At 70.3% G+C, this 25,309-nt stretch carries 25 protein-coding genes, 1 tRNA gene, 1 pseudogene and 1 riboswitch; of the genes and pseudogenes, 13 read left to right on the plus strand and 14 right to left on the minus strand.

What is annotated here, in order from left to right; genetic code table 11:
• Positions 1-217: 217 nt before the first annotated feature.
• Positions 218-291, plus strand: a tRNA-Met gene (locus tag ACFWVP_RS14955).
• A gap of 161 nt (positions 292-452) precedes the next feature.
• Here the strand turns inward: ACFWVP_RS14955 and ACFWVP_RS14960 are convergent.
• From ACFWVP_RS14960 to hisN, 3 genes are all read right to left on the minus strand, one after another.
• On the minus strand, positions 453-872 hold the full coding sequence (locus ACFWVP_RS14960) for a Fur family transcriptional regulator (protein WP_384496731.1): 420 nt from the start codon (positions 870-872) through the stop codon (positions 453-455).
• Between the two features lie 143 nt (positions 873-1,015).
• Entirely contained in the window at positions 1,016-1,417 is a 402-nt protein-coding gene (locus ACFWVP_RS14965) for a cyclic nucleotide-binding/CBS domain-containing protein (protein ID WP_384496732.1), read from the minus strand.
• A gap of 133 nt (positions 1,418-1,550) precedes the next feature.
• Complete coding sequence (gene hisN / locus ACFWVP_RS14970; protein ID WP_384496734.1) at positions 1,551-2,351, minus strand: histidinol-phosphatase; 801 nt, start codon at positions 2,349-2,351, stop codon at positions 1,551-1,553.
• A 152-nt stretch (positions 2,352-2,503) separates the two neighbouring features.
• Here hisN and ACFWVP_RS14975 point away from each other — a divergent pair, with 152 nt between their 5' ends.
• A complete protein-coding gene (locus tag ACFWVP_RS14975; protein ID WP_384496736.1) occupies positions 2,504-3,277 on the plus strand; it encodes a TetR family transcriptional regulator in 774 nt (257 codons plus the stop codon).
• On the opposite strand, the gene ACFWVP_RS14980 is transcribed toward ACFWVP_RS14975, so the two are convergent.
• From ACFWVP_RS14980 to ACFWVP_RS14995, 4 genes are all read right to left on the minus strand, one after another.
• Positions 3,169-3,492 (minus strand): DMT family transporter, encoded by a 324-nt coding sequence (locus ACFWVP_RS14980; RefSeq protein WP_384496737.1) that lies wholly within the window; start codon positions 3,490-3,492, stop codon positions 3,169-3,171. The genes ACFWVP_RS14975 and ACFWVP_RS14980 overlap by 109 nt on opposite strands.
• A 106-nt stretch (positions 3,493-3,598) precedes the next feature.
• Positions 3,599-4,615: a ribosome small subunit-dependent GTPase A gene (gene rsgA / locus ACFWVP_RS14985; protein ID WP_384496739.1), complete on the minus strand. Its 1,017-nt coding sequence runs from the start codon at positions 4,613-4,615 to the stop codon at positions 3,599-3,601.
• Positions 4,616-4,619: 4 nt separating this feature from the next.
• The gene (gene aroA / locus ACFWVP_RS14990; protein WP_384496740.1) at positions 4,620-6,002 is read right to left on the minus strand and encodes a 3-phosphoshikimate 1-carboxyvinyltransferase; all 1,383 of its coding nucleotides are present in this window, start codon (positions 6,000-6,002) and stop codon (positions 4,620-4,622) included.
• Positions 6,003-6,096: 94 nt separating this feature from the next.
• Positions 6,097-6,810 (minus strand): M50 family metallopeptidase, encoded by a 714-nt coding sequence (locus ACFWVP_RS14995; protein ID WP_384496742.1) that lies wholly within the window; start codon positions 6,808-6,810, stop codon positions 6,097-6,099.
• A gap of 74 nt (positions 6,811-6,884) precedes the next feature.
• Here ACFWVP_RS14995 and ACFWVP_RS15000 point away from each other — a divergent pair, with 74 nt between their 5' ends.
• The 9 genes from ACFWVP_RS15000 to ACFWVP_RS15040 all read left to right on the plus strand — a co-directional run bounded on the left by ACFWVP_RS15000 (position 6,885) and on the right by ACFWVP_RS15040 (position 15,189).
• Positions 6,885-7,700 carry an SOS response-associated peptidase gene (locus ACFWVP_RS15000; protein WP_384496743.1) on the plus strand — a complete coding sequence of 272 codons (816 nt, stop codon included), beginning with the start codon at positions 6,885-6,887 and terminating at the stop codon, positions 7,698-7,700.
• A 17-nt stretch (positions 7,701-7,717) separates the two neighbouring features.
• On the plus strand, positions 7,718-8,374 hold the full coding sequence (locus ACFWVP_RS15005; protein ID WP_384496745.1) for an alpha/beta family hydrolase: 657 nt from the start codon (positions 7,718-7,720) through the stop codon (positions 8,372-8,374).
• A 299-nt stretch (positions 8,375-8,673) separates the two neighbouring features.
• Positions 8,674-9,330: a sigma-70 family RNA polymerase sigma factor gene (locus tag ACFWVP_RS15010; protein WP_329215066.1), complete on the plus strand. Its 657-nt coding sequence runs from the start codon at positions 8,674-8,676 to the stop codon at positions 9,328-9,330.
• Positions 9,327-9,647 (plus strand): mycothiol system anti-sigma-R factor, encoded by a 321-nt coding sequence (rsrA, locus tag ACFWVP_RS15015; protein WP_384496747.1) that lies wholly within the window; start codon positions 9,327-9,329, stop codon positions 9,645-9,647. Before ACFWVP_RS15010 ends, rsrA begins: the two co-directional genes overlap by 4 nt.
• A 182-nt stretch (positions 9,648-9,829) precedes the next feature.
• Positions 9,830-11,224, plus strand: a complete 1,395-nt coding sequence (locus ACFWVP_RS15020) for an HD-GYP domain-containing protein (RefSeq protein ID WP_384496749.1) — start codon at positions 9,830-9,832, stop codon at positions 11,222-11,224.
• Positions 11,221-12,477: an HD-GYP domain-containing protein gene (locus ACFWVP_RS15025; protein WP_384496750.1), complete on the plus strand. Its 1,257-nt coding sequence runs from the start codon at positions 11,221-11,223 to the stop codon at positions 12,475-12,477. Before ACFWVP_RS15020 ends, ACFWVP_RS15025 begins: the two co-directional genes overlap by 4 nt.
• A gap of 90 nt (positions 12,478-12,567) precedes the next feature.
• Positions 12,568-13,560 carry a tetratricopeptide repeat protein gene (locus tag ACFWVP_RS15030; protein ID WP_384496752.1) on the plus strand — a complete coding sequence of 331 codons (993 nt, stop codon included), beginning with the start codon at positions 12,568-12,570 and terminating at the stop codon, positions 13,558-13,560.
• 81 nt (positions 13,561-13,641) lie between these two features.
• Positions 13,642-14,280: a peptide deformylase gene (def, locus tag ACFWVP_RS15035; RefSeq protein ID WP_384496754.1), complete on the plus strand. Its 639-nt coding sequence runs from the start codon at positions 13,642-13,644 to the stop codon at positions 14,278-14,280.
• A 171-nt stretch (positions 14,281-14,451) separates the two neighbouring features.
• Positions 14,452-15,189 (plus strand): D-Ala-D-Ala carboxypeptidase family metallohydrolase, encoded by a 738-nt coding sequence (locus ACFWVP_RS15040; protein WP_384496756.1) that lies wholly within the window; start codon positions 14,452-14,454, stop codon positions 15,187-15,189.
• Positions 15,190-15,258: 69 nt separating this feature from the next.
• Here the strand turns inward: ACFWVP_RS15040 and ACFWVP_RS15045 are convergent.
• Positions 15,259-16,158, minus strand: a pseudogene (locus tag ACFWVP_RS15045) (helix-turn-helix domain-containing protein); the annotation flags it as partial.
• A gap of 32 nt (positions 16,159-16,190) precedes the next feature.
• Between ACFWVP_RS15045 and ACFWVP_RS15050 the strand changes: the two are divergent.
• Positions 16,191-16,403, plus strand: coding sequence for a hypothetical protein (locus tag ACFWVP_RS15050; protein WP_384496757.1), 213 nt, complete (start codon positions 16,191-16,193; stop codon positions 16,401-16,403).
• Here the strand turns inward: ACFWVP_RS15050 and ACFWVP_RS15055 are convergent.
• The 6 genes from ACFWVP_RS15055 to ACFWVP_RS15080 all read right to left on the minus strand — a co-directional run bounded on the left by ACFWVP_RS15055 (position 16,400) and on the right by ACFWVP_RS15080 (position 23,575).
• The gene (locus tag ACFWVP_RS15055; protein ID WP_384496759.1) at positions 16,400-17,413 is read right to left on the minus strand and encodes a ribonucleotide-diphosphate reductase subunit beta; all 1,014 of its coding nucleotides are present in this window, start codon (positions 17,411-17,413) and stop codon (positions 16,400-16,402) included. The genes ACFWVP_RS15050 and ACFWVP_RS15055 overlap by 4 nt on opposite strands.
• Entirely contained in the window at positions 17,413-19,809 is a 2,397-nt protein-coding gene (locus tag ACFWVP_RS15060) for a ribonucleoside-diphosphate reductase subunit alpha (RefSeq protein ID WP_384496761.1), read from the minus strand. Before ACFWVP_RS15060 ends, ACFWVP_RS15055 begins: the two co-directional genes overlap by 1 nt.
• A gap of 135 nt (positions 19,810-19,944) precedes the next feature.
• Positions 19,945-20,103: riboswitch (cobalamin riboswitch) on the minus strand.
• Positions 20,104-20,121: 18 nt separating this feature from the next.
• Complete coding sequence (locus ACFWVP_RS15065; RefSeq protein ID WP_384496763.1) at positions 20,122-20,622, minus strand: GNAT family N-acetyltransferase; 501 nt, start codon at positions 20,620-20,622, stop codon at positions 20,122-20,124.
• Positions 20,623-20,744: 122 nt separating this feature from the next.
• Positions 20,745-22,379 (minus strand): monocarboxylate uptake permease MctP, encoded by a 1,635-nt coding sequence (gene mctP / locus ACFWVP_RS15070; RefSeq protein ID WP_384496765.1) that lies wholly within the window; start codon positions 22,377-22,379, stop codon positions 20,745-20,747.
• Positions 22,376-22,630 carry a DUF3311 domain-containing protein gene (locus ACFWVP_RS15075; protein ID WP_384496767.1) on the minus strand — a complete coding sequence of 85 codons (255 nt, stop codon included), beginning with the start codon at positions 22,628-22,630 and terminating at the stop codon, positions 22,376-22,378. Before ACFWVP_RS15075 ends, mctP begins: the two co-directional genes overlap by 4 nt.
• Positions 22,631-22,798: 168 nt before the next feature.
• The gene (locus ACFWVP_RS15080) at positions 22,799-23,575 is read right to left on the minus strand and encodes a GntR family transcriptional regulator (protein ID WP_384496856.1); all 777 of its coding nucleotides are present in this window, start codon (positions 23,573-23,575) and stop codon (positions 22,799-22,801) included.
• Between the two features lie 286 nt (positions 23,576-23,861).
• Here ACFWVP_RS15080 and ACFWVP_RS15085 point away from each other — a divergent pair, with 286 nt between their 5' ends.
• Positions 23,862-25,160: a sugar ABC transporter substrate-binding protein gene (locus tag ACFWVP_RS15085; RefSeq protein ID WP_384496768.1), complete on the plus strand. Its 1,299-nt coding sequence runs from the start codon at positions 23,862-23,864 to the stop codon at positions 25,158-25,160.
• Positions 25,161-25,309 lie beyond the last annotated feature (149 nt).

Raw genomic sequence — 25,309 nt, forward strand, 5'->3', positions numbered from 1 at the left:
CGGAGGGGCAGCGCTGGTGTGCCCGCGCGGTCGAGCTGGGGCCGGCCGAGGTGGCCGAGCGGGCGGCGCGGCTGCTGGAGGCTCTGCACCAGGAGCTCACCGCGTGAGAAACGGACCCCCCAGGGACCCCCCAGGGCGTGAGCTCCTGGGGGCTCAGGTGTCCGGGGAATGAATTTGCGCTGGTCGGCGGGGTCCCGTAGTGTTGCACTCACAACGACGCGGGGTGGAGCAGCTCGGTAGCTCGCTGGGCTCATAACCCAGAGGTCGCAGGTTCAAATCCTGTCCCCGCTACTGAAAGACAGTGGCCCGGATCCTTCCAAGGATCCGGGCCACTGTCATGTCCGCGAGCAGGTAAACGGAGATGTGTCCGCGGACAGGCGGACGGACACGAACGGCGAAACGCGTCGGCCCCGGCGGTGTCCGCCGGGGCCGATTGATGCGGGGTGCGGCACTCAGGCCGTGGCTGCGCAGTTCGGGCAGATGCCGCGGTAGGTGACTTCGACGCCCGAGACGGTGAATCCGAAGCGCTCATCGGCCGGAAGGTCGGCCAGCGGATCACCCGAAGGGTGTACGTCCCGGATCGCGCCGCACCGTGCGCACACCAGATGATGATGGGGGCGATGCGCGTTCGGGTCGTACCGCTTGGCCCGGCGGTCGGTGGTGACCTCGATGATCTCGCCGAGGGACACCATCTCGCCCAGTGTGTTGTACACGGTGGCGCGGGAGATCTCCGGCAGCCTGTCGACAGCCTTCGCGTGGACCTCGTCGGCCGTCAGGTGCACGTGGTCACCGTCGAGGACCTCGGCCACGACGCGCCGTTGCGCCGTCATGCGCCAGCCGCGTCCGCGCAGTCGTTCCAGGAGGTCACTCATGGATCCAGCCTAACAGCGCGGAAACCGGGCCCCGATCGGGTGCGATTCCGGATGACTGCCGGACTTGGACGACATCCATCACGACGTCCACCACCACCGCGACATCCACGACGACGCCCACTACGAGGCCCACACCAGCGTGCTCAGAGCGGCAGCGCGGCGGGGCGCCGCCTGGTCGGAGCCCAGCACCGGATGATGTCGCGCACCGAGACGATTCCCACGGGGCCGTTGTCGTCCAGCACGATCAGATGCCGGAAGCCGCCGTGCGTCATGGCTTCCGCTGCCTCCTCGAGTGTCCAGGCGGGAGAGGCGAAGACGACGTCCGTGGTGGTGTGGGCGGACGCGGTCTCGGTATCGGGGTCCTGACCGGAGCCGACCGCGTCGAGGATGTCGCGTTCGGTGATGATCCCGAGTCCGCAGGTGTCCGGATCGTGGACGACGGCCGCTCCGATGCGGCGGGCCGACATCAGCCGGGCCGCCTCCCGGAGCGTGTGGGCCGGGCCGATGGTGAGGACCAGTGTGCTCATGGCGTCTCGGACGAGCATGAAGGGAGCCACCTCCTTCGGAGAGTGATCCGTGACGCGACCCTCGTGAGTCGATTCACAAGTTCACAAGTGGGGGGACTCTCAGAGTTGCACCCGAGGGGGAACTGGACAAGGGGTGGGAGGGGCGGGCTTCCTAGTACCTCTGGTTGAGATAGCCGAGCAGCTCGTGGTGCAGCAGTCCGTTGGAGGCCGCCGCGTTGCCGCCGCCGGGGCCGGAGACACCGTCCAGGCTGGTGAAGAGCCCGCCCGCCTCCTGGACGATGATCGCGTTCGCCGCCATGTCCCACAGGGAGAGCTCCGGCTCCGCGCAGATGTCCACCGATCCTTCGGCGACCATCATGTACGGCCAGAAGTCCCCGTATCCGCGGGTGCGCCAGCAGGCCCGCGTCAGGTCCATGAAGCCGTCGAGCCGGCCCTGCTCCTCCCAGCCGGTCAGCGAGGAGTACGCGAGCGAGGAGTCCGCGATCCGCTCGACCTTCGACACCTGCAGCCGGGTCGCGGAGGTGAGGCTGCGGCCGGAGTAAGCGCCCGCGCCCTTCGCCGCCCACCAGCGGCGGCTAAGCGCCGGGGCGGACACGACGCCGACCACCGGCTGGAAGCCGTCCTCGCCCGCTTCCATCAGCGAGATCAACGTCGCCCAGACGGGTACACCGCGCACGTAGTTCTTGGTGCCGTCGATCGGGTCGATGACCCAGCGCCGCGGACCCGTTCCCTCGATCCCGTACTCCTCGCCCAGGATCGCGTCACGCGGCCGTGCCCGGTGCAGGTGCCCGCGGATCAGCTCCTCGGCGTGTTTGTCCGCCTCGCTCACCGGGGTCATGTCCGGCTTGGTCTCGACCTTCAGGTCCAGGGCCTTGAACCGGTCCATCGTCGCCGCGTCGGCGGCGTCCGCCAGCACGTGGGCAAGGCGCAGATCATCGTGGTAGTCGGGCATGCCGTCACAGTATCCACAGGCACCCGTCCGGGCTACACGGACCCGCGCCGGGCGGGGCGCCGTACCGGGCCGTCCGGCCGGTGCGCGCACCCTTGACATCACCCGGCGGCGCGTCAAGTCTGAACCGCAGATCCCCGGCGCGGGAGGCGACGATGCCCACGGCGCGAGAAGCCCTGCTGGACGCCGCGCTCTCGGCGCTCTCCGCCCGGCCGTGGACCGCGGTGCGGATGGTCGACGTGGCGGTGGCCGCCGGGGCGTCCCGGCAGACCCTCTACAACGAGTTCGGCAGCAAGGACGGTCTCGCCCGCGCCCTGCTCCGGCGGGCCGCCGACAGCTATCTGGCCGGCGCCGCGCAGGCGTTGGACGCGCGCGGCGGCCTGGGGGACGGCCCGACGGAGCTCGCCCTCTGGACGATCCGCGCGGCCCGGTCGAACGTACTGGTCAAAGCGCTGCTCACCGGCGTCTGGGAGGACCGCCTACCGCGACCGAGGGAACCGCGAGAGGGGAGACCAGGGCCGGGAGTACCGGGGCCGCCGTCGGCCGTCACCGCCCGGCGCCCTGCCGACGCCGCACCGCCGACGCCCGCGGAACTGCTCGTGGCGGTCCGGGACCGGGCGGTGGCCGCCCTGGCGCGCGGGCGCCCGCAGGAGGCCGCGGACCTGGAGGTGGCCTGCGAGATCGCGCTCCGGCTCGCCCTCTCGTACGCGATGGTGCCACCGGTCACCGCCCCGTCACCCATGGGTTCGGACGCGGTCCCGCTGCTCCGGAAGGCCCTGGGGCGCCTCGTGCCGGGGCGCTCCGCGGAGCACGAACGGTGTCAGTGCGAGGAGCCGGACAGCTGCAGACCGATCACGCCGACGATCACCAGCGAGATGGACACCAGTTTGAGGGTGGAGACCACGTCGTCGAGGAAGATCATCCCGTAGATCGCGGTCCCCGCCGCGCCGATGCCGGTCCACACCGCGTACGCGGGGCCGACATCGAGCTTCTTGAGTGCCAGTGTCAGCAGCCCGAAGCTCCCGAGGGCGAACACGCAGAACGCGATCGTCGGCCACAGCCGGGTGAATCCGTGCGAGAGCTTCAGACACACGGCGAAGCCGGTCTCCAGCAGCCCGGCGACCACGACCAGCAACCACGCCATCGTCAGGTGCCTCCCGCATAGGTGACTGCTTCGTCTCGCTTGACGCGATTATGCCCTTACCAGTCGTGAGAGCTCGCAAACGTGCGCGAGTCGGGCAGTCCTGCCGTCAGTCCCCCTCGCGCCGCTCCCGCGTCGCGAGCAGCCGCCGCAGCGAGTCGAGCCGCGCCGGGTCCGCGTGCCCCTCCGCCACCCAGGCGTCCAGGGCGCACTCCGTCTGCTGGCTGTCGTGGGTGCAGCCCCGCGGACAGTTCTCCGCGCCCGGCTGCAGATCGGGGAACGCGTTGATGACCCGGGACGGATCGACATGGTGCAGCCCGAAGGACCGTACGCCCGGGGTGTCGACCACCCAGCCGCGGCCGTCCGGCAGCGGCAGTGCGAGCGCGGACGTCGTTGTGTGCCTGCCGCGTCCCGTGACGGCGTTGACCACTCCGGTCGTCCGCCGTCTGTCCTTCGGTACCAGCGCGTTGACCAGCGTCGTCTTCCCGACCCCGGAGTGCCCGACGAAGGCGGTCACGCGGTCGTTGAGCAGCTCCCGCACCCGGTCCGCGGCGTCGCCGTTCTCCAGCTCCTCGCGGCTGGTGACGATGAAGGGGACACCCAGCGGGGTGTACGCCTCCAGCAGCGCGTCCGGGGAGGCCAGGTCGGATTTGGTGAGGACGAGGAGCGGGGTGAGCCCGCCGTCGTACGCCGCCACCAGACAGCGGTCGATCATGCGCGGCCGTGGCTCGGGATCGGCGAGCGCCGTGACGATGGCCAGCTGGTCGGCGTTGGCGACGACCACCCGCTCGTACGGATCGTCGTCGTCCGCGGTGCGGCGCAGCACCGACCGGCGTTCACCGATCCGCACGATGCGGGCCAGCGTGTCCTTGTCGCCGGAGAGGTCGCCGACGATGGAGACCCGGTCGCCCACCACGGCCGCCTTGCGGCCCAGCTCGCGGGCCTTCATCGCCATCACGGTGCGGCCCTCGACGAGGCAGGTGAGCCGGCCGCGGTCGACCGTGAGGACCATGCCGTCCTGGGCGTCCTCGTGCTTGGGGCGGATGTGCGTACGAGGCCGGTTGCCCTTGCGGTTGGGGCGGACGCGGATGTCGTCCTCGTCGGGGTTCTTCCCGTAACGGCGCATGTCCTCAGGCCCCGTGCCTTCCCGGGGAGGAGGCCCCGAGTGCTCCGGGCGCGGCCCCGGCCGTCTCCGGAGGGGCCCCGAGCATGCCCGTCCACATCTCCGGGAAGTCCGGGAGGGTCTTGGCGGTCGTACCGACGTTCTCGATCTCCACCCCGGCCACCGCCAGGCCGATGATCGCGCCCGCCGTCGCCATCCGGTGGTCGTCGTACGTGTGGAAGGTGCCGCCGCGCAGCGGACGCGGGTTGATCCGCAGCCCGTCGGCCGTCTCGGTCACGTCACCGCCGAGGGCGTTGATCTCCCTGGTGAGCGCGGCCAGCCGGTCCGTCTCGTGCAGCCGCAGATGCGCGACGCCGCTCAGCGTCGACGGGGAGTCGGCGAGCGCGGCGAGGGCCGCGATGCCCGGGGTCAGCTCACCGACCTCGCCCAGGTCGACGTCGATGCCGTGGATGCTGCCCGAGCCCCGGAAGGTGAGACCCCGCTCGGTCAGCTCGCAGGTGCCACCCATTGCGGTGAAGATCTCGCGCAGCGCGTCACCCGGCTGGGTGGTCCGCAGCGGCCAGTCGGGGACGGTGACACGGCCCCCGGTGACCAGAGCGGCCGCCAGGAAGGGCTGGGCGTTGGAGAGATCGGGCTCGACGGTCAGGTCACGGCCGAGCAGGGCGGAGGGGGACACCCGCCAGACGTCGGGCTCGCCGCCCGTCTCCGGTTCGTCGACCTGGGCGCCGACCGCGCGCAGCATGTCGACGGTCATCCGGATGTGCGGCATGGAGGGGAGGGCGGAACCGGTGTGGCGTACCTCCACACCCTGGTTGAAGCGGGGCGCGGACAGCAGCAGCGCGGAGACGAACTGGGAGGACGAGGAGGCGTCGATCGCCACCGCGCCGCCGTCCAGCGCGCCAGCCCCGTGCACCGTCAGGGGCAGCGAGCCGCGTCCGTCGTCGTCGATCCTGGCGCCGAGGGCCCGGAGCGCGTCGATCACACCGTTCAGGGGGCGCTCGTAGGAGCGGGGGTCCCCGTCGAAGTGGACGGATCCGTCCGCGAGGCAGGCCACGGGCGGCAGGAAGCGCATGACCGTTCCCGCGTTTCCGACGTCGACCGTCGCCGGGCCGTGCAGGCCGGCCGGGATGACCCGCCATGCCTCGCCCGAGCCGTCCGGACCGACGCCCTCCTCGATCCCGACGCCCATCGCGCGCAGCGCCTGGGCCATCAGCAGGGTGTCCCGGGAGCGCAGCGGACGGCGCAGCCAGCCCGGCTCTGAGGACAGGGAGGCCAGGACGAGGGCGCGGTTGGTGACCGACTTCGATCCGGGCACGGTGACGGTCGCGTCGACGGCTCCGGTCGCACGGGGAGCGGGCCAGAGGGCGGGGTGCACGGAGCTTTCGGTCATGCCCCTCACTTTAGTGGCTCAGCGCAATCCCGGATCCTGAACAAATAGGCGGAAACCAGGGCGTAATACAAGGGTGGTAGTGGGCTGTGGGCCGTCACAGCCCGAGCAGCCAGCGTCCGCCGCCGATCAGTGCGCAGAGCGAAACCGAATGGAAGAGGAACAGCCAGAGCGCGGCCGGCGCCTGCGTCAGCCGGGCGAGCTGGTCGGCGTCCGAGTCGGGCGCCCCGCCGAACCGCCGCTTGGACTGCAGCTCGAACGCCGGACGGACCCCGCCCAGCAGCAGGAACCACACCACCGTGTAGGCGAACGCCGACTGCACCTGGGCCGAGGTCAGCCAGGAGATCAGCAGGAAGGCCGCGCCGGTGAGGATGACCGTCAGCGCCCCGTACAGATTGCGGATCATCACCAGCATCACGGCGAGCAGCGCCGTCGCCAGCCACAGCAGGAGCGTGATCCGGCCGTTGGTCAGCAGCCAGGCGCCGCCGAGGCCGAGCAGGGGCGGCGCCGTGTAGCCGGCCGCAGCCGTGAGGATCATGCCGACACCGGTCGGCTTGCCGCGGCTGACGGTCAGACCGCTGGTGTCCGAGTGCAGCCGGATACCGGACAGCTGCCGGCCGGTGAGCAGGGCGACCAGTCCGTGGCCGCCCTCGTGCGCGATGGTGATCGCGTTGCGGGAGAGCCGCCATATGACGTTCGGTACGACGGTGATCAGCGCCACGGTGGCCGTCACGACCACCAGCCACTGCTCGGGCGCGGGCTGGGTCCCGAAGACGCGATCCCACAGATCGCCCAGATCGGTGCTGTCCATGGTGCGGGCGGCTCCTTGAGGTACTTGAGGGATTGGTGTCCACTCGGCGTGAGGGTCGTGGCAGTCTGGCACTTATGTGCGGACGGTATGCAGCGAGTCGGCGGCCGGAGGATCTGACCGGGCTCTTCGGGGTGCAGAAGTGGGAACCCACCGAGACCCTGGAGCCCGACTGGAACGTGGCGCCGACCAAAGAGGTCTACGCGGTTCTGGAGCGTCCTGTGAAAGACGCGGACGACCAGAGTCCGGTTCGCCAGTTGCGTGCCCTGAAATGGGGCCTCGTGCCGTCCTGGTCGAAAACGCCCGAGGGCGGCGCCCGCATGATCAACGCCCGTGCCGAGACGGTGCACGAGAAGCCCTCCTTCCGGCGCCCCTTCGTGTCCCGGCGCTGCATCCTGCCCGCCGACGGCTACTACGAGTGGGTCACCGGGGCCGACGAGCGCCAGTTGGAGGAGAAGGGGAAGAAGAAGCGGCCCCGCAAGCAGCCGTACTTCGTGACGCCCGCCGACGGTTCGGTCTTCGCGATGGCCGGGCTGTACGAGTTCTGGCGTGACCGGACCCTGCCCGACGACCACCCGCAGGCCTGGTGGGTGACCTGCTCGGTGATCACCACCGGGGCGGAGACGTCCCCGCTCGCCGTCGCCCCCGCCGAGGGCCCGGCCGCCCTCGCCGACATCCATCCCCGGATGCCCCTGATGCTGACCCCGGACCGCTGGGACGACTGGCTCGACCCGGCGCGCACCGACATCGGGGAGCTGAAGGCACTGCTGGAACCGCCGCCCGGCGGGCTGATGCGCGCCTATCCGGTGCCCACCGCCGTCAGCAACGTCCGCAACAACGGCCCGGAACTGCTGGAGGAGCTCGCCGCGCCTGAGGTGAGCACGCTGTTCTGACCCGGCAGGATGGGCTCGTGAGCCGTACAGGGACAGCGCAGAGGACCGGGACCGTCGAGACGGACGCCGGAGTGGCCAGGATCACCTGGCATCCCGCGAAGGACGCCGGGCTGGTGCTCGCCGTCAGCCACGGGGCGGGCGGCGGCATCGAGGCCCGGGACCTCCAGGCCCTCGCCGCGGCGCTGCCCGGCCACCGGGTGACCGTCGCCCTGGTGGAGCAGCCGTGGCGGGTGGCGGGGAAGAAGGTCGCACCGGCGCCCAGGACCCTGGACACCGGCTGGCGCGGACTGTGGCCGGCCCTGGCCGCCCCCGGCCTGCCCGTGGTGGCCGGGGGGCGCAGTGCGGGGGCCCGGGTGGCCTGCCGCACCGCGGCCGGCCTGGGCGCCCGCGCGGTGCTGGCGCTGAGCTTCCCGCTCCACCCCCCGGGCAGGCCGGAGAAGTCACGCGAGGACGAACTGCTCGGCGCGGGCGTGCCCACCCTCGTGGTGCAGGGCGGTCGTGACCCGTTCGGGCGCCCGGAGGAGTTCCCCGCGGGCGGGCACGAGCTCGTCGAGGTGCCGTACGGCGACCACGGCTTCGCCGTACCGAAGAAGGCGCCGCTGACCCAGGATCAGGCGATGGACCTGCTCACCGTGACGGTGGCCGAATGGCTGGACCGGCTCCCGCGGGGGTGATGTGCGACACGTGCCCCGGGACCGCGCCGAGGCCCGGGGAATGCGGCGTGCGGGGCGGCTGTTGTTCGGGACGTCGGTACAACAACGTCGTACGTGGAGAGGGAGTCCGTCGCATGGGTTCGACCATCTGCCCGCAGCGCTCGAACACCAGTGACCTGGAGTGGACTGTGCTGCACGCGGGCAAGACCACTCCCGGGCGGGCTCTGAGCGGACCGGATCGACAGCCCGCGAAGAAGCAAGGTCGACTATTCTCCGATGCGAGCGGGTCCGGTTTCGGCTCCGCCACATCGTTGGAGGAGGTGGGTCCGGTCACTGGGACCGACACAGGGACCGACGACGGCCGTGCCGAGGAGACGACTGCCGAGCGCAACGCGCGTTTCGAGCGGGACGCCCTCGGATTTCTCGACCAGATGTACTCGGCGGCGCTGCGCATGACGCGCAACCCCGCCGATGCCGAGGACCTGGTCCAGGAGACGTACGCCAAGGCGTACGGATCCTTCCACCAGTTCCGTGAGGGCACGAACCTCAAGGCGTGGATGTACCGCATCCTCACGAACACCTTCATCAACTCGTACCGCAAGAAGCAGCGCGAACCTCAGCGGAGTGCCGCCGAGGAGATCGAGGACTGGCAGCTGGCACGTGCCGAGTCGCACATGTCCACGGGTCTGCGTTCCGCGGAGTCCCAGGCCCTCGACCACCTGCCGGACTCCGACGTGAAGTCCGCACTGCAGTCGATCCCCGAAGAGTTCCGCATCGCCGTGTATCTCGCCGATGTGGAGGGCTTTGCGTACAAGGAGATCGCGGACATCATGGGGACACCCATCGGTACGGTGATGTCCCGCCTGCACCGGGGACGCCGCCAACTGCGCGGCATGCTCGAGGACTACGCGCGCGAGCGCGGGCTCGTCCCGGCCGGAGCCGGTGAGTCGGACGACAGGAAAGGCTCGACCTCATGAGCTGCGGAGAGCCGCACGAGACGGATTGCTCAGAGGTTCTCGATCATCTCTACGAGTTTCTCGACCATGAGATGCCCGAGGGCGACTGCACCAAGTTCGAGGTGCATTTCGAGGAGTGCTCGCCGTGTCTGGAGAAGTACGGCCTGGAGCAGGCCGTGAAGAAGCTGGTGAAGCGCTGCTGCGGCCAGGACGACGTCCCGACCGATCTGCGCTCCAAGGTGATGGGACGGATCGATCTGATCCGTTCGGGGCAGGCCGTTCCCGAGCAGGACGTCGCCCTGGGCGGCGTCGACCGGCCGGCCGCCACCGCCGAGTGAAGGCCGCCACCGCCCGGTGAAGGCCGCCACCGCCGAGTGAAGGCCGCCGTTCACCTCTTCGTCGGCCGCCGCACCCCCGGTCGTGTCACCCGAATGTGCTAATCCGGCCCATCTGGGCCCTTCCCCACCCCCAACTCGCTAGCCTGGCGCCTCATTGACCAGGCTGGGGGCGGGCGGTACGGGTGAGGACCACACCGGGGGCGGCGCGTGGCTACATCCTGTGCGCGGTGGTCTGCGCCGTCGTCTGCGCCCGGCCCGCGCTGTCCCCCGGGGCCGCCACGCCCTGGGGCACGCTCGGACTGCTCGCCGCGCTGTACCTGGCCTGTGAACTTCCGGGCCGCTGCCCTCTCTTCGGCGGCTCCGTACCGGTCAGTGCCGGATCGTTCTTCCCCCTCCTGCTGGCCGCCGCCTTCCTGCTGCCGCCGGCCGCCGCCGTCCTGGTGTCGGTCCCCGGCTCGCTGGCCGGCCGGGTCGAGCAGCCGCCCGCGACGGCCCGCCGTGTCTGGCGGGCGGCGCAGCTCGCCCTGACCGTGGGCGCGGCCTCCTGGACGTACGCGTCCCTGGGGGGTCCCGCGACGCTCGGCGGTGCCGACGGCGGGGTCCTCCCCGACCTGCCGTACGCCCTGCTCCCCGCCTGCGCCACGGCGCTCGTCTTCAGCGTCGTCCTGGCGGTCCTGGACGGCGGCATCCTCGCCACGGCCGAGCGCGTCGCCGTCCGGCACGCCTGGCGGGGGCTGCTCGCGCGTTCCGTGGGCCCGCACCTGGTGCACGCGCTCGCCGGGCTGATGATGGCGATCCTCTGGCGCAGCTCGTACGGGCCGGTGTCCGCGCTGGTCGTCCTGCTCCCGATGTACATCTCCTGCTGGGTGTTCGCCCAGTACCACCGTGAGCACGCCGCGCACCGGGCCACCATCAGGGCACTCGTCCAGGCCGTCGACATCAAGGACGGCTACACCCGGGGACACAGCGAGCGGGTGGGCCGTGCCTCCGAGCTGATCGCCCGTGAGATCGGCATGGACGGGGAGCGGATGGAGGCGCTCCGGTTCGCCGGCATCCTGCACGACGTCGGCAAGCTCGGAGTCCCCACACGGGTCCTGCGCAAGGACGGGCCGCTCACCCCCGAGGAACGCCGGGTCATCGAGCTGCATCCGGAGTACGGGCACGAGATCGTCCGGGGCATCGGCTTCCTCGACGAGGCGCGCGCCGCGATCCTGCACCACCACGAGCGGCTCGACGGCAGCGGATACCCCTACGGACTCGCCGGGGACCAGATCCCGGAATTCGCCCGGGTCGTCGCCGTCGCGGACGCCTTCGACGCGATGACCTCGACCCGCTCCTACCGGCGGGGCAGGCCGGTACCGGCGGCGGTGGAGGAACTGCGGCGCTGCGCCGGCAGCCAGTTCGATCCGCAGATGGTACGGGCGCTGGCCCGCGCCCTGGACCGGCACGGCTGGTCCGCCCAGGCCAACACGGTCACCTCCGACGAGCGGCCGGCCGGGCCGCCGCGCCCCCGCGCCGGGGATCTGCCGCCCGCGGCGGCCGGAACCACGGACCGGCCGGGACGGCGCCCCCGGTGACCCCGCTGTGCCGTCCCGAGCCGCCGCTCCCCGTGCTCGCGGTGCGCGGCGCCGCACTGATCCTCGCCGTCGTCGCGCTCGGGCACACCCTGTGGAACGGTGTCGTCGAACCCGGCCACGCCCTCGCCTTCGGGGTCCTCGTCACCGTCGGTGAACTGGCCCGCTGGGGCTCCCTGCCCGGCGAACGCGAGCCCGCGCCCCTCGGGGCGGCCGGCGCCCTGGCGTACGCACTGCTCGGACCCAGTGGCGGGGAGCCCACCTCGCACGGCGTCTTCCAGGTGGTCACCGTCGTCGTGGCGGCGCAGTCGCTCGCCTCGGTGCCGCACACGGCGCGCGGCAACGGCCCCGGAGCCGACCGGGTGGCCCGCCGCGTCCTGGCCGTGGGCTTCGCCGCCGTGTGCTTCCAGCCGCTCTCCAACTCGGGCCGGTCGGTGCGCTGGTTCGGTGAGGGACTGTACTCCGTCCTCTTCCTGGTCCTGCTGCTGGCCCTCACCGCTCTGTGCGACGCGGTGCTCGCCGCCCTCACGGCGGGGACCCCCCGTCCGTTCGGTCCGCTGCTCCGCGACGAACTCAGGGCACTCAGCGGCATCGGCTCGGCCGTCTGCGCGACCGGCGCGGTGATGGCGCTCGGGGTCGCCGTCGCCGGACTGTGGGCGCTGCCCCTGCTGTGCGTACCACTGCTGCTCACCCAGGTGTCCTTCCGCCGCTACGCCGCCGTCCGCACGACCTACCGGCAGACCATCGCCTCGCTGGCCCGGTCCACGGAGATCGCCGGGTACACCCCGCACGGGCACGCCCGCAGGGTGGCCGAGCTCTCCACCGCGGTGGGGCGGGAGCTGGGGCTCGCCGGACCCGAGCTGTCCGTCCTGGAGTACGCGGCGCTGATGCACGACATCGGCCAGCTCTCGCTCGTGGACCCGGTGCCCGACGGGGCGACCGCCCGCCTCCCGGCCGCCGAGCAGCGCCGGATCGCGCTGCTCGGCGGTGCGGTGGTCCGGCAGACCGGGGTGGAGACCGCGGTGGCCGTGGTGGTGGAACAGCAGGCCGATCCGTACCGGGACCAGCCGACCGCCGCCAGGATCGTCCGTGCGGTCAACGCGTACGACGACCTGCGTGGGGAGGGCGCCGGGGGGCCTCTGGGGGCGCTGGAGCAGCTCAGGCTCGGCACCGGACGCGACTACCAGCCGCAGGTGGTGGAAGCGCTGGCCAGAGTCCTGGCGCGTGGCGGCCTTACCTCGGTCCGGTCTGGGTAACCCATGGGTAATGAGCGGGCGTCCCACCGGGCATGGTTGGATGCGAAGAGAGCGGAAAACGAGGGTGTCCAGTCGGGACAGGCGGGAATCGTGAGGATCTTCGGGAAGGTACGGCATCGGCCGTCCGCCTCTTGGCGGCAGGCCACGGACCGCGCGTTCACGCTGATCGGCGACGGCCGGTACGAGGACGCGGGGGCGCTGTTGACACGTGCGGCGGACCTGGAGCCCTGGCTCTCCGAGTCCTGGTTCAACCTGGCGCTGCTGCACAAGTTCCGGCACGACTGGGAGCAGGCGAGGGCCGCGGGTCTGCGGGCGGTCGCCCTGCTCGACCGGGAGTCCGGGGCGCCGGACTGGTGGAACGTCGGGATCGCGGCCACCGCGCTGCAGGACTGGCCGCTGGCGCGCCGGGCCTGGCAGGCGTACGGGCTGAAGGTGCCGGGCAGCGGCCAGCACAACGCCGCGTCCAACAGCGAGCCGACGGGGATGGAGCTCGGCAGCGCGGCGGTGCGGCTGTCGCCCGAGGGCGAGGCCGAGGTCGTCTGGGGCCGCAGGCTCGATCCGGCGCGGCTGGAGGTGCTGTCGATCCCGCTGCCGTCCTCCGGCCGGCGCTGGGGCGAGGTCGTCCTGCACGACGGGGTGCCGAACGGCGAGCGGATCACGGCGGCCGGGCCGTCCTACCCGGTCTTCGACGAGATCGAGCTGTGGGCGCCCTCTCCCGTACCCACCTGGGTGGTGCTCCTGGAGGCCGCCACCGAGGACGACCGGGACGCGCTGGAGCGGCTCGCGTCCGAAGCGGGGTTCGCCGCCGAGGACTGGTCGTCCTCCGTGCGGCTGCTCTGCCGGGCCTGTTCGGAGAGCCGGATGGAGAGCGACGAGGGTGACGGGGAGCATCTGGACCCGCACGATCACAGCGAGCCGGGACATCCGGGGCCGCTGGGCCACCGCACCGCCGGTGACCTCTGGGTTCCGGAGCGTGAGTGCGGCATAGCGGCGCCCGCCGGGCTGGTGCGAGGGCTGTTGGACAGCTGGGTCGCGGACAGTCCGGACAGCCGCGAGTGGCGGGATCTGGAAGAAGTCTGCTGACAGGTGCCCGTAGGCTGTACGGGCATCGATTCCGGTGCGGTTCTCACGGGTTTCAGGTTTGCAGGAAGGCGTACGGCGGACATGTCGCAGCAGGAGACGGACGAGCAGGTCGGGGTGGACGACGAGGGGTTCCTCGTGGACACCGAGGACTGTGAGGCGCGCGAGGCGGCGTACCGCGAGCGCGGCACCTCCCGCCCGATCACGGTCGTGGGCAACCCGGTCCTGCACAAGGAGTGCAAGGACGTCACGGAGTTCGGCGCCGGCCTCGGGCAGCTGATCGACGACATGTTCGCCAGCCAGCGGACGGCGGAGGGCGTGGGCCTGGCCGCCAACCAGATCGGTGTGGACCTCAAGGTCTTCGTCTACGACTGCATGGACGACGACGGGGTGCGGCACGTGGGCGCGATCTGCAACCCGGTGCTGGAGGAGCTGGCGCCGGAGCAGCGCCACCTCGACGACTCCAACGAGGGCTGCCTCTCCGTCCCCACGGCATACGCGGCACTCGCCCGCCCCGACTACGCGGTGGTGCGCGGCCAGGACGCGCGGGGCAACGCGGTGAAGGTGCGGGGCAACGGCTACTTCGCGCGCTGCCTCCAGCACGAGACGGACCACCTGTACGGCTACCTGTACATCGACCGGCTCTCGAAGCGGGACCGCAAGGACGCGCTGAACCAGATGGCGGAGGGTACGCCGCGCTACGAGGTCGTCCCGAACGCCTGATCCGTCCCGGAAGGCCCCGCTCCGGCATGTCGGAGCGGGGCCCTTCCCCGTCGCGGGAGCTGTCGCAGGAGTGGCAGCAAGATGCCAAAGCGTGTTACCCGAGGGGTAGTTGACGCGCGTCGACTCGTCCGACAGGCTCACTTCGACACCTCACCGTGATTGGGAGATCCCATGCTCAGACGTTCCGCACATGTGCTGCTCGGCCTTGTCATGACCATGGCTTTCGCTCTGGGTGGAGCCCTGGTCACCGCGGGTACCGCGCAGGCAGACGGCTGCTACACATGGAGCCGTACCCTTTCGCCCGGCGCCACCGGCAACGACGTCACCCAGCTCCAGATCCGGGTCGCCGGCTACCCGGGCTACAACTCCGTGCTCGCCATCGACGGCTCGTACGGCCCCGCCACCACCGCCGCGGTCAAGCGCTTCCAGGCGGCCTACGGCCTCGCGGCGGACGGCGTCGCCGGCCCGGCCACGCAGTCCAAGCTCTACGCGCTCCAGGACGACGACTGCACGCCGATCCACTTCACGTACCCCGAGCTGAACAGGTGCAACAGCACCTGGGCCGGTGGTGCGGTCGCCGCGGGCACGGCCAAGGCCAACGCCCTGAGCTCCATGTGGAAGCTGGAGGCACTCCGGCACGCGCTCGGTGACCAGTCCATCCGCGTCACCAGCGGCTTCCGGTCCTACTCGTGCAACTCCGCGGTCGGCGGGGCGTCCAACAGCCGCCATCTGTACGGTGACGCCGTCGACCTCGGCTCCGGACCGCACTCCCTGTGCACCATCGCCAAGCAGGCCCGCAACCACGGTTTCAACGGGATCCTCGGCCCGGGCTACGCCGGGCACGGCGACCACATCCACGTCAACCAGGGACCGAGCCGCTTCTGGTCGGCCTCGCAGTGCGGCATCTGACCACGCGCCCGTAGCGGATCCGGCCCCGCCGGGGTGATCACCTGATCGCCTCGGCGGGGCCGCTTCCTGTCAGGCCACCCCGGTCAGGGCGGCCGGTCCGCGGAAGGTGCGGCGGTAGGCGTTCGGTGTGGTGCCCAGGGAGCGGACGAACTGATGGCGCAGTGCCGCCGCGTTCCCGAAGCCGGTCCGTCCCGCGATCATGTCCATGGTCTCGTCCGAGCTCTCCAGCAGGTGCTGCGCCAGCAGCACGCGCTGCCGCAGCAGCCAGCGGTACGGCGTGGTGCCCCTCTCCTGCTGGAAGCGGCGCGCGAAGGTCCGGGGCGACATGTGGGACTGGGCGGCCGGCCGCTGCACGGTCATCTCCTCGTCGAGGTGGCGCTCCATCCAGGCGAGCGTCTCCCCGACCGTGTGGCAGCGGGTGCGGGGCAGCGGGCGCCTGATGTACTGCGCCTGGCCGCCGTCCCGGTGCGGCGGCACGACCATGCGCCGGGCGACGACGTTCGCGACGGCGGTGCCGTGTGCCTGGCGGACCAGGTGCAGGCAGGCGTCGATCCCCGCCGCCGTGCCCGCCGAGGTGATGACCGGCCCCTCGTCCAGGTAGAGCACGTCGGGCTCCACGACGGCCTTCGGGAAGCGCCGGGCCAGCTCGCCCGCGTGCCGCCAGTGGGTGGTGCAGCGGCGGCCGTCCAGGAGTCCGGCACCGAGGACGTACGCGCCGGAGCAGACGCTCAGCACCCGCGTGCCACGGCCCGGCGCGGCGCCTCCAGGGCCTCCTCGGGGTAGTCCCGGTCCATGAAGTGGCTCCCGGCCGGGACGGCGACGGGTCCGCCTCCTCCAGCCGGTCGAGCCCGTGGGGCGTGCTGATGGAGAACCCGGCGTGGGTCTTCAGGACCGGGCCTCGGCGGAGACGACGGCGAAGTCGTGTACCGGCAGACCGTCGTCGGACCGGTCGAGCCCGAACACCTCGCACGGCGTCCGCCCCCGCGGACGACGGTGGAGCCATGAACACATTCCTGAGCAACCTGGTCATAGCGGCGCTTCTCACCCTGGTCCTGCTGCCCTCGCTCCTCGGCCACGCACGGGAGCGCCGGATCGACCGCCAGTTGCGCGAGGCGGAGCGGAACGGGCTCCCGCGGCCCCCGGAAACGGCAGGCGCCGCGCAGCCCGTCGTGGCCACGCGGCGCCCGTTCGCCGGAAGTCGGGCGAGGGTCTAGAAGTCGTCGTCGAAGCCGACGGAGCCCTCGACCGCCACCTGGTAGGCGGACGGCCGGCGCTCGAAGAAGTTCGTCAGCTCCTGGACCCCCTGCAGCTCCATGAACGAGAAGGGGTTCTCGGATCCGTAGAGCGGCGGGAAGCCGAGCCGGGTGAGCCGCTGGTCGGCGACGCACTCCAGGTACTGGCGCATCGACTCGGTGTTCATGCCGGGCAGGCCCTCGCCGCACAGGTCACGGCCGAACTGCAGCTCCGCCTCGACGGCCTCCTTCAGCATGTCGGTGACCTGCTGCTGGAGGGCGTCGTCGAAGAGCTCGGGCTCCTCCTTGCGGACGGTGTCCACGACCTCGAAGGCGAAGTTCATGTGCATCGTCTCGTCACGGAACACCCAGTTGGTACCCGTGGCCAGACCGTGCAGCAGACCGCGCGAGCGGAACCAGTAGACGTACGCGAACGCGCCGTAGAAGAACAGCCCCTCGATGCACGCCGCGAAGCAGATCAGGTTCAGCAGGAAGCGGCGGCGGTCGGCCTTCGTCTCCAGCCGGTCGATCTTCTCGACGGAGTCCATCCACCGGAAGCAGAACTGCGCCTTCTCGCGGATCGAGGGAATCTCCTCCACCGCGTCGAAGGCCGCCGCACGGTCATCCGGGTCGGGGAGATACGTGTCGAGCAGCGTCAGATAGAACTGGACGTGCACGGCCTCCTCGAACAGCTGGCGCGACAGGTACAGCCGCGCCTCCGGGGAGTTGATGTGCTTGTAGAGCGTCAGCACCAGGTTGTTGGAGACGATCGAGTCACCCGTGGCGAAGAAGGCCACGAGCCGGCCGATCATGTGCTGCTCGCCGGGGGAGAGCTTGGCGAGATCGGCGACGTCGGAGTGGAGGTCGACCTCCTCCACCGTCCAGGTGTTCTTGATCGCGTCCCGGTAGCGCTCGTAGAAGTCCGGGTAGCGCATGGGGCGCAGGGTCAGCTCGAAGCCCGGGTCGAGCAGGTTCTTGGTGGTGGAGCTCATTACTGGCAGGCCTCGCAGGACTCGGGGTTTTCGAGCGAGCAGGCGAGGGCGTCCGCGTCGGGCGCCGAAGCCTGCTGTACGGGAACGGGTGCGGCGGCCGCCGTCGTCCCGGACGCCGCGCGGGCGATCCGGGTCGCCGGCCGCGAGCGCAGGTAGTACGTCGTCTTCAGCCCCTGCTTCCAGGCGTACGCGTACATCGAGGAGAGCTTGCCGATCGTCGGCGTCTCCAGGAACAGGTTCAGCGACTGGCTCTGGTCGAGGAAGGGCGTACGGGCCGCCGCCATGTCGATCAGACCGCGCTGGGGGATCTCCCACGCCGTGCGGTACAGCGCCCGCACGTCCTCGGGGATCCAGGCGAAGCCCTGCACGGAGCCGCTGGCCTCGCGGAGCGCCTCACGGGTCCGCGCGTCCCACACGCCGAGCCCCTTGAGCTCGTCCACCAGGTACGCGTTGACCTGGAGGAACTCACCGCTGAGGGTCTCGCGCTTGAAGAGGTTGGAGACCTGCGGCTCGATGCACTCGTACACACCGGCGATCGAGGCGATCGTCGCGGTCGGGGCGATGGCGAGCAGCAGGGAGTTGCGCATCCCCGTCCTCGCGACGCGGGCGCGCAGCGCGTCCCAGCGCTCCGGCCAGTTGACCTCGGTGTCGTAGTGGTCGGGGTGCAGCACGCCGCGGGCGGCGCGGGTCTCGGACCAGGCGGGCAACGGGCCGGACTTCTCCGCGAGGTCGCAGGAGGCCTCGTACGCGGCGAGCATGATCCGCTCGGAGATCCTCGTGGACAGTGCGCGGGCCTCCGGCGAGTCGAAGGGCAGCCGCAGCTGGAAGAAGACGTCCTGCAGACCCATCGCGCCCAGGCCCACCGGGCGCCAGCGGGCGTTGGACCGGCCGGCCTGCTCGGTCGGGTAGAAGTTGATGTCGACCACGCGGTCCAGGAAGGTCACGGCGGTACGGACGGTGGCGTCCAGCCGCTCCCAGTCCATCTCCCCGCCGGCGACGAACGCGCCGAGGTTGACGGAACCGAGGTTGCAGACGGCCGTCTCGCCGTCGTCGGTGACTTCCAGGATCTCGGTGCACAGGTTCGAGGAGTGCACGACGCGGCCCGGCTCGGCGGTCTGGTTCGCGGTCCGGTTGGAGGCGTCCTTGAACGTCATCCAGCCCTGGCCGGTCTGGGCGAGGGTCCGCATCATCCGGCCGTACAGCTCACGGGCCTGCATGGTCTTGCGGGCCAGGCCCTTGGCCTCGGCCGCCCGGTAGGCGATGTCGAAGTCGTCGCCCCACAGGTCGACCAGTTCCGGCACGTCGGCCGGGGAGAACAGCGACCAGGTGCCGTCCGTGTCCACGCGGCGCATGAACTCGTCCGGGATCCAGTGCGCCAGGTTGAGGTTGTGCGTACGCCGCTGGTCCTCACCGGTGTTGTCGCGCAGCTCCAGGAACTCCTCGATGTCCGCGTGCCAGGTCTCCAGGTAGACGGCGGCGGCGCCCTTGCGGCGGCCACCCTGGTTGACCGCGGCGACCGAGGCGTCGAGCGTCTTCAGGAACGGCACGATGCCGTTGGAGTGCCCGTTGGTGCCCCGGATCAGCGAACCGCGTGCGCGGATACGGGAGTACGAGAGGCCGATGCCGCCCGCGTGCTTGGAGAGGCGCGCCACCTGGTGGTAACGGTCGTAGATCGAGTCGAGCTCGTCCAGCGGGGAGTCCAGCAGATAGCAGGAGGACATCTGCGGGTGCCGGGTGCCGGAGTTGAAGAGCGTGGGGGAGGAGGGGAGGTAGTCGAGACGGCTCATCAGGCCGTACAGCGCCGCCACTTCGTCCAGGGCGTGCGCGGAGGTGTCCTCGGCGAGTCCGGCGGCGACCCGCAGCATGAAGTGCTGCGGGGTCTCGATGACCTGGCGGGTGAGCGGGTGGCGCAGCAGGTAGCGGCTGTACAGCGTCCGCAGGCCGAAGTAGCCGAAGCGGTCGTCGGCACGGTCGGCGAGGGCCCGCTCGGCCAGCGCGTCGAGGGACGCCGCGTGCAGCGTGACGAACTCGGCCGTGCGGTCGGCGATCAGGCCCTCGCGGTGACCGGTGGCGACCGAGGCGGAGAAGGACACCGCGCCCTGGCCGGCCGCCTCGTCCGCGATCGAGCGGGTGAGGAGCCGGGCGGCGAGCCGTGAGTAGGCGGGGTCCTCGGAGATCAGCCCCGCGGCGGCCTCGGTGGCCAGCGAGCGCAGTTCGGCCTCGTCGGAGCGCGCGTTGCGGCCTCGCAGCGCGGCGGCGGCGACCCGCCCGGGGTCGGTGTCGGGCAGATCGACGGTGAGGTCGGTCAGGGTCCGCAGCAGTGCGGTCCCGGGCCCGTCGGGCGTGGACTCGGCTGAATCGACCGCTGAAACCGGATCGGCTGGCGCGATGGTCACTGGGGCTATCCCTCGCTCGGCTCGGGGCCGGCGGGAGCGGTGATGCCGGGCAGGGCGGTGCCCGGGTGGGGGCAGCACGGCGCACGGCGTCCACCGGCCCTCCGCGAGGCCCGGACGTATGGCATCCGGCTCGGTCGAGCCGGACACGCTGTCGGCAGGTCCTCGGACTTCCGGGTGCGCAGAAGCACACCGGTCACACCGTTGCGGGACAGTTCCGGATTCGCACCGGATTCCCCTGCGGCGACAGCGAGCATGAGCATACATGTGGGGGCCGCCGATTGCGGCAGCCCCCATATGTAGTGTCGCGACGGGTCAGAAGGCCAGGCGGAACGTCAGGAGGGTGAAGCCCGGGACAGGGCTCCAGTCCCGCTCCGGGGTCCGTACGAAGCCGAGGCGGCGGTAGATCCGGTGGGCGGCCTCCATGGACGACTGGGTCGACAGGACGACCCCGGACAGCCCTTCGGTGGCGCGCGCCCGGTCGACGCAGGCCCGTACGAGCGCCTCGCCCGCACCGCGCCCACGCGCCTTCGCGGCGACGGCCAGCATCCGGAACTCCGCTTCGTCCCGGCCCGCGATGTCCGCCCAGGGGCTGCCGGGCGCGACGTAGGTGACCCCGCCCAGCAGCTCGCCGTCGGCGTCCACCGCGGCCAGCACCAGAGCCTCCGCGGCCCGCCGCCCGACGGCACGCAGCTGTTCCAGGTAGGGGTCGTCGGCGCCGAGGTCCAGCAGTCCGTCGCCGAGATACGCCTGGGCGGTCATCTCGCCCAAGGCCTCGTGCTCCTCGGTGCGGACCCGTCTGATCGAGACATCCATGACCGTCAGTCTGCCCCGGGCGGCGAGCCCGGCGCACACTCTTTCCGGGGCGGGGTGCCCCGCTCACGGTTCCGTCCCGGCGGGGCGGACCCCACCGGGACGGAACACATCACTCCGAGGGGTCAGTGACCGCCCGGGGCGCCCACCGTGGCCGGCGGGAGCTTCTTCTGGACGCCGGGATCGCCCACGTCCGCCGTGTAGTCGGACGGGGACGTCTCGTCGATGCCCGCCGGGGCCTTCAGCGCGTTGAGGACGAAGGTCAGCACGATCACCACGACGACGTTCAGCACGAACGCGGTGAGACCGATGTAGCCGATCTCCCCGATGCCGGGGATCTCCTTCGAGGAGCCGCCGAAGTGCTTCTGGGTGGGGCTCGCGACACCGTACGCGGCCACCGTGCCGTACAGCATGCCGACCGCCCAGCCCGCGATCAGGGCCCAGCGGTGGAACCACCGGGTGAACAGGCCGCCGACCAGGGCCGGCATCGTCTGGAGGATCCAGATCCCGCCGAGGAGCTGGAAGTTGATCGCCACCGTCTTGTCCATGGTCAGGACGAAGGCGAGCGCCCCGACCTTGACCAGGAGGGAGACCGTCTTGGAGACCTTGGTCTCCTGTGCGGGGGTGGCGTCGGGTTTGATGAAGTCCTTGTAGATGTTGCGGGTGAAGAGGTTCGCCGCCGCGATCGACATAATCGCCGCGGGCACCAGAGCGCCGATTCCGATGGCGGCGAATGCCACACCGGCGAACCAGTCGGGGAACATGTTCTCGAACAGCTGCGGAATGGCCAACTGCCCGTTGTCCACCTTCACCCCGGCGGCGATCGCCATGAATCCGAGCAGCGCCAGCAGACCCAGCATCAGTGAATACAGCGGCAGGATCGTGGTGTTGCGCCGGATCACCTCACGGCTGCGGCTGGAGAGCGTCGCCGTGATCGAGTGCGGATACATGAAGAGCGCCAGCGCCGATCCCAGTGCCAGCGTGGCATATCCCCAGTGGCCCATGTCGCCGGGTACGAGAGCCCCGCGCGGCTTGCCCGTCGCCTCGTTCGTCTGTGCGAAGGCCTCGCCCGCCTTGGCGAAGATGTCGTCGAATCCGCCGAGTTTGATCGGGATGTAGATGATCGCCACGGCGATGACCAGATAGATCAGGCCGTCCTTGACGAACGCGATCAGCGCGGGTGCGCGCAGCCCCGACGAATACGTGTACGCGGCGAGTACGGCGAACGCGATCAGCAGCGGCAGGTCCCTGATGAACCAGTGCGTGGTCTCGCCGCCGCCGACGCCCATGACGTCCAGTACGGCCTGGATGCCGACGAGCTGGAGCGCGATGTACGGCATCGTGGCCAGGATGCCCGTGAGGGCGACCGCCAGCGAGAGCCCCTTCGAGCCGAAGCGGCCGCGGACGAAGTCCGAGGTGGTGACGTACCCGTGCTTGTGCGATACGGACCAGAGCCGGGGCAGGAAGGTGAAGATCAGCGGGTAGACGAGGATCGTGTACGGGACGGCGAAGAAGCCGGCCGCGCCCGCCGCGTAGATCGCCGCGGGGACCGCGACGAAGGTGTACGCCGTGTAGAGGTCCCCGCCCAGCAGGAACCAGGTCACCCAGGTGCCGAACGACCGCCCGCCCAGCCCCCATTCGTCGAGGCTGGCCTCGTTCTCGGCCTTGCGCCAGCGCGCGGCCATGAATCCGATGACCGTGACGGCCAGGAAGAAGAAGATGAATACGGCGAGTGCCACGCCGTTCACGCCGTCCTTCATGCTGACGCACCCCCCTTGCGGGCGCGCTGGTCACGCTGCCACAGCTTGTACGCGATCATGGTGAGTACGGTCGAAATGACCACCCAGAGCATTTGGTACCAGTAGAAGAACGGGATGCCGATAAAGGTCGGTTCAACCTTTGCGTACGAGCTCACCCAGAGCATCGCCACGAACGGTGCGATCAGACAGAGCGCGATGACCACCCTCGCCGGTGTCACTGTCGGTGGTTTCGCTTCGGTATCTTCTGACATGTGGCGACTCCGTCCCCTCGCTGATCACCTGTTGTAATGCGCAGGAAATCTAGGCGAGAGTTCCGGGCAGCGTCACCCCCCGTCCGCATTGCGGTCGTGCAACGGTCCGGCGTCGCCCGAAATGACTGATCCCCCTGCAAATGCAAGGGGATCGGTCGAAAATGACGGTCAGTCGGTCGGCCGTTTCAGGCGGGCCACGAACTTGTACCGGTCGCCCCGGTACACCGAGCGCACCCATTCCACCGGCTCGCCGTGTCCGTCGATCGAGTGCCGGGACAGCATGAGCATCGGCAGGCCCACGTCCGTACCGAGCAGTCCCGCCTCGCGCGGGGTGGCCAGCGAGGTCTCGATGGTCTCCTCGGCCTCCGCGAGGCGGACGTCGTAGACCTCGGCCAGCGCGGTGTAGAGGGAGGTGTACTTCACGAGCGAACGACGCAGCGCGGGAAAGCGCTTGGCCGACAGGTGCGTGGTCTCGATGGCCATGGGTTCACCGCTGGCGAGCCGCAGCCGCTCGATCCGCAGCACCCGTCCGCCCGTCGCGATGTCCAGCAGCCCGGCGAGCGTGTCGTCCGCTGTGACGTAACCGATGTCCAGCAGTTGAGATGTCGGCTCCAGCCCCTGGGCGCGCATGTCCTCGGTGTACGAGGTGAGCTGCAGGGCCTGGGAGACCTTCGGCTTGGCGACGAAGGTGCCCTTGCCCTGGATGCGCTCCAGCCGGCCCTCGACGACCAGCTCCTGGAGGGCCTGGCGCACGGTGGTGCGCGAGGTGTCGAACTCGGCGGCCAGGGTCCGCTCGGGCGGTACCGGCGTGCCCGGTGGCAAGGTGTCGGTCATGTCGAGGAGATGGCGCTTGAGCCGGTAGTACTTGGGGACGCGTGCCGTGCGCGTACCCGCACCCGTACCCGTGCCGGTCTCGCCCGTACTGCTGGCCCCGTCGGTACCCATGGCCCGCCTTCCCGACTGCTGCGTTGCTGCCGTCACCGGCTCCTCCCTCTGTCGCGGCTCACATGGTGGCACGGTCCGGTCACGGGTCGTCGCCCTCCCTTAGATGTCGGTCCTATAACGGACGCGAGTGCACTTCTTATACACCCTTGACACCCCTAAAGGTCTAGGCCAAGCTCCCGGTACTGGTCTAAACCATTAAAGACCAGGTCCCAGCCCCACAGGCAGTACTGGTCGTACATTTCCGCGGTGGGCGGGGGGTTGCTGGTATCCCTGAGGAGGGTGTGGCATGAAGCGCAAGCTCATAGCGGCAGTAGGCGTCGCAGCGATGATGACCGGTATCGCGGCGTGTGGTGGGGACGGTGGCGACAACGCTTCGAAGGATCCGAAGGACCGTACCGAGAGCCTGACGGTCTGGCTCATGGTCGACGCGCAGAGCACCTGGCCGGAACTGGTCGAGGACGTCAACGCGCAGTTCAAGAAGAAGTACCCGAAGGTCAAGGTCAACGTCCAGTACCAGCAGTGGGCGGACAAGGCCAAGAAGCTCGACACCGCGCTCGGTGGTGACAAGTTCCCGGACGTCGTCGAGCTCGGCAACACCGAGACGATGCAGTACATCCTGAACGGCGCCCTCGCCGAGATCGACCCCAAGAAGTACGACAACTCGGACACCTGGATCAAGGGTCTGAAGGACACCTGTACTTTCGAGGGCAAGCAGTTCTGCGTGCCTTACTACGCGGGCGCCCGTGTCGCGATCTACAACAAGGACATGCTCAAGAAGGGCACCGGCAGCGACGTCCTGCCGGAGACCGAGGACGAGCTGCTCGCCGCGCTCGACAAGGTCTCGGCCGAGTACAACAAGAAGGACAAGCGCTTCTCGTCCCTCTACCTGCCGGGCCGTTACTGGTACGCGGCCATGTCCTACGTCGCGGGCTACGGCGGCTCCATCGCCGAGTACGACGAGGGCGCGAAGGAGTGGAAGGGCAACCTCTCCTCCGCCGAGTCGCAGCAGGGCATCGAGCACTTCGTCAACCTGGTCAAGAAGTACAACAAGGCCGACCAGACGAAGGACGAGCAGGACCACGCCAACGTCATGGCCAACGAGAAGACGGCCCTGATCTACGGCAACGGCTGGGAGTCCGGCTCGGTCGTCGACGGCGCCAACAACGGCAACCCGAAGCTCGAGGGCAAGATCGGCACGGCCGGCATGCCCGGCCCTAACGGCAAGGCCCTCCCCTCCTTCATCGGCGGCTCGGACCTCGCGGTGACCGCGAAGTCCAAGGTCACCGACCTGGGTGAGGAGTGGATCTCGCTCTTCACCAGCGAGAAGTCGCAGGAGGTGCTCACCGCCAAGAACATCCTCCCGAACAACGAGAAGCAGCTCGAGCCGCTGAAGTCCAAGCCCGAGACCGCCGCCGTCGCCAACGCGGTTCCGGACGCCTGGTTCACGCCGATCGCGCCGGGCTGGACCTCCATCGAGAAGGAGGAGGTCCTGGAGAACATGCTCCTCGAGATCCTCAAGGGTGCCTCGGTGGCCGACGCGGCCAAGAAGGCCGACGAGAAGGTCAACGAGCTCATCAACAAGTAGTCCTGAGCCTTCGGCTCTCCAGGCGGGGGGGGGGGGGGCCCCCCCCCCCCCCCCCCCCCCGCGGAGTGTTTTTTGTGGGCGGGTAGGAGCTGGGATAAAAATAAAAAAAACAACAAACACAAAAACCCCAAACCACAACAGCGATGTGG

The organism is Streptomyces sp. NPDC058637 (assembly GCF_042717325.1).
In the GTDB taxonomy this organism is placed as follows: Bacteria; Actinomycetota; Actinomycetes; order Streptomycetales; family Streptomycetaceae; genus Streptomyces.